This is a genomic window from Aminobacter sp. P4_H6_2, assembly GCF_056400805.1.
This window is the reverse complement of sequence record NZ_JBFUKO010000586.1, coordinates 1-3,362: the sequence shown is the minus strand read 5'-3', so window position 1 is coordinate 3,362 and position 3,362 is coordinate 1. Positions and strand designations below refer to the sequence as shown.

At 63.5% G+C, this 3,362-nt stretch carries 4 protein-coding genes; 2 read left to right on the top strand and 2 right to left on the bottom strand.

Features of this window, described 5'->3' with window-relative positions:
* Positions 1-234: 234 nt before the first annotated feature.
* On the bottom strand, positions 235-1,143 hold the full coding sequence (locus tag AC1DUU_RS26990; protein WP_476786426.1) for a LysR family transcriptional regulator: 909 nt from the start codon (positions 1,141-1,143) through the stop codon (positions 235-237).
* Between the two features lie 137 nt (positions 1,144-1,280).
* Between AC1DUU_RS26990 and gstA the strand changes: the two genes are divergently transcribed.
* Positions 1,281-1,907, top strand: a complete 627-nt coding sequence (gene gstA, locus AC1DUU_RS26985; RefSeq protein WP_476786425.1) for a glutathione transferase GstA — start codon at positions 1,281-1,283, stop codon at positions 1,905-1,907.
* Complete coding sequence (locus AC1DUU_RS26980) at positions 1,907-2,236, top strand: DMT family transporter (RefSeq protein ID WP_476786427.1); 330 nt, start codon at positions 1,907-1,909, stop codon at positions 2,234-2,236. Before gstA ends, AC1DUU_RS26980 begins: the two co-directional genes overlap by 1 nt.
* Before the next feature lie 69 nt (positions 2,237-2,305).
* On the opposite strand, the gene AC1DUU_RS26975 is transcribed toward AC1DUU_RS26980, so the two are convergent.
* Positions 2,306-3,362 (bottom strand): aminomethyl transferase family protein (locus tag AC1DUU_RS26975; RefSeq protein WP_476786424.1); only part of this gene is annotated, 1,057 nt, incomplete at its 5' end.

The following is a 3,362-nucleotide window of genomic DNA, read 5'->3' as shown; positions in this document are numbered from 1 at the left end:
CTCCTCGTCGGTCCAGGATTCGACCACTCCCTCCGCGTGATACGCCAGGATAGCGTACAACATCGTTGCCTCTCCCTTGCCTTCTCTCGATTTCAGCTTGGAACCATTATTTAGGTTCGATTGCAGTCGAGCAAGCCTGCGTTGTTTTCGGAGTAAATTGCAGCATCCTCCAATGCGTTGCTTAGCCCGCGCGCCAAAAGCTACCGGCTGCCCACCCCAACACAGGGTCACCGCTCAGCAGCGCCTGCCTTCGAACAGGTCGCGTTCGCGGGCGAGGCCGTCGCCGACGACATCGAAGAACGCGCGGACCCTCGCGGTGCCTTTCAAGTCGGAGTGGGTGACGATCCACAGTTCGCCGGCAAGCTCGGGCAAAGGCGCGGCAAGCGCGCGGACGAGACCGGGCTCGCCGTCGCCGAGATAGCAGGGCAAAAGCGCCATGCCGATGCCACCCCTGGCGGCGACTGCCTGATTGACCAGGCTATTGGTGCGGTAGACGAAAGCGTCCGCCGCAACGGCGCGGTCGAGCCAGTCGGCCGCCATGATGCCGCCCGCCGTCTCTTCCCAGCCGATCAGCGATTGACGGCCAAGGTCGCCAGGGCCCTCGATCGGTCCGCCATGGGCGTGGAGATAGGCGGCGGATGCGAAGAAGGTCCATGCGACGCCGGCAAGCTTGCGGCCCCACAGGTCACTTTCCTTAGGGCGGATCGGCCGCAGCGCGATGTCGGCCTCTCGGCGCGACAGGGAGAGCACGCGGTTTTCGATCACCAGTTCGACCATGATGCCGGGATGTACCTGCCGGAACGCGGCAAGGTGCCTGGTCAGCCTGGAGTAGGCCAGAGTCTCCGATGAGGTGACTCGCAGTCGGCCCAACAGCCGGCCGTCGGCACCGGCGATGTCGCGCGCCAGGGACAGCGCCTCGTCCTCCATGCGTTCCGCGGCGGCCGCCATGCGCTCGCCTGCAGGTGTCAGCTGATAGATGCCGCCGGGAAGGCGTTCGAACACCCGCACCGCCAGCCGCTGTTCGAGAGCATTGAGCCGGCGGAACACCGTTGAGTGGTCAATGCCGAGCACTCCAGCTGCTGCGGTGAGGCTGCCAGCGCGGGCTATAGAGAGCACCAGCCTGAGTTCGTTCCAGTCTTCCATGCGTGCCTTCTAGCACACCCTGGTCTTGCAGTCATGCAAACGCAATTGGCAAAGATCCAATGAGTATTGTGAATGCGCAAAGCCTAGATTTGTCCCGGAAGCAACGGCCAAACGGTCAGAACCCAAGAGGACAGATCATGAAACTCTATTTCGCCACCGGCACCTGCTCGCTGTCGCCCCACATCGTAGCGCTCGAGGCCGGCATCCCGCTCGACATCGAGCGGGTCGACATATCTAGGAAACCGCATGTCACCGGCTCCGGTCATGACTTCGCCAAGGTCAACCCCAACGGCTATGTTCCGGTGCTCGAACTCGACGACGGCTCGCTTCTCACGGAAGGTGCGGCGATCGTCCAATACCTCGCCGACCTCAAACCGGAAGCGAATCTTGCGCCGGCGGCCGGCACGCGCGAACGCTATCAGGCGCAGTCCTGGCTCAACTTCGTCGCCACCGAACTGCACAAGATGTACAGCCCCTGGCTGTTCCATCCCGAATATGGGGCCCAGGCGCAGGAAGTGGCGCGCGGCAAGATTGCCCAGCGGCTCGCTTTTGTCGAAAGCCATCTCGCGGCTTCCGGCCCGTTCCTGATGGGCGAACGCTTCACCGTCGCCGACGCCTATCTGTTCACCATCGTCGGCTGGTCGGGCTTTGCCAAAGTCGACCTCTCGGCTTTCCCAAGCCTGCGCGCCTATATGGGCCGCGTCGGAAGTCGGCCAAAGGTGCGCGAGGCGATGCAGGCCGAAGGTATGAAGCTCGCCGCATGATGAGCCAGGGTCTCGCCTGGATCCTGCTGGTGATCGCCGGGCTGCTCGATGTGGCCTGGGCGGTGTCGATGAAATATGCCGAGGGCTATACCAAGCCAGGATGGAGCATCGTCTCCATCCTGCTTCTCGGTGCTTTCGTCTATTTGCTCGGCCGCGTGCTGGACACGCTTCCTGTTGGCACGGCCTATGCGGTGTGGACGGGCATCGGAGCGGCCGGAACCGTTGTCATGGGTGTCGTGCTGTTTGGCGAACCGCTCGGGCCCATACGACTTGGTGGCATAGCTGCCGTGCTCGCCGGCATCGCCATGCTCAAGCTCGCGCCGGCCTGACCGCTTGCGAAAAAAAGCCCCTCCCTATGGCGGGAGGGGCAGTGGGGGTGGAATCGAAGGTTGGAAAGGTCAGGCCGCGGCGCGCAGCTCTGTGCTGTCGACCTTCACCCGTTCGGACTTTGGATCGTAGGGCGCCTTGAGATGGGCGGTCGCCGCGTGGCGCTCGCCAGCGAGATCGATCTCGTAGCGGCCGCTTTCGATGAACGCCTTGTCGACGCCCTCAGCGTGTGCGATCAGCCCGAGTGCTACGGAGCGACCGAGCGTGTGGCCGTAGCTCGCCGAGCGCACTTCGCCGACAGGCTTGCCGTCGCGCAGGATCAGCTCGCCGCCCCACAGCATGGGAGCCGCATCATCGAGCGTGAACTGTACGATGCGGCGGGTGAGCTTGCCCTTGGCCTTTGCCTCGACCAGAGCATCGCGCCCGATAAACCCGCCCGGCTTGTCCATCGACACGGCGAAGGCAAGCCCTGCCTCGTAGGGATTGATGTCGGGCGTAAGCTCGCGGCTCCAGGCGCGGAAGCCTTTTTCGATGCGCAGTGCTTCGAGTGCGTAGTAACCGCAATCGGTGAGGCCGAGGTCGCGACCGGCCTCATGCAGCGCTTCATAAACGCCAACGGCGAATTCGGTCGGCACGATCAGCTCCCAGCCAAGTTCACCGACATAGGTCATGCGGTTGGCGTAGGCGGTGGCATAGCCGACGTCGATCTCCTTTATCGTGGCGAAGGGGAAACCGGCATTCGACAGATCAGCCGAAGTGAGCTTGGCCAGGATGTCGCGCGAGCGCGGCCCCATAAGTGCCAGCACCGAATAAGACGAGGTGACGTCGGTCAGCGTGACATGCGCGCCCTCGGGGATGTTCTTGCTGATCCAGTCAGCATCGTGCACGGCTTGGGCCGAGCCGGTGACGATCAAGAACTTGTCGCGCGCCAGCCGCATCACGGTCAGGTCGCTCTCATAGCCGCCGCGCTCGTTGAGCAGGCCTGTATAGACCGAGCGGCCGATGTCGAGGTCGATGTCGGCTGCGCAGATATGGTTGAGCGCCGAAGCGGCATCCCGGCCCTGCACCATGATCTTGGCAAACGAGGTCTGGTCGAAGATGCCGGCGGCCTCGCGCACGGCCTTCATC

Coding starts and splice junctions, on each gene's coding strand:
- AC1DUU_RS26990 (WP_476786426.1), bottom strand. CDS start 1,143: ATGGAAGACTGGAACGAACTCAGGCTGGTGCTCTCTATAGCCCGCGCT.
- gstA (WP_476786425.1), top strand. CDS start 1,281: ATGAAACTCTATTTCGCCACCGGCACCTGCTCGCTGTCGCCCCACATC.
- AC1DUU_RS26980 (WP_476786427.1), top strand. CDS start 1,907: ATGAGCCAGGGTCTCGCCTGGATCCTGCTGGTGATCGCCGGGCTGCTC.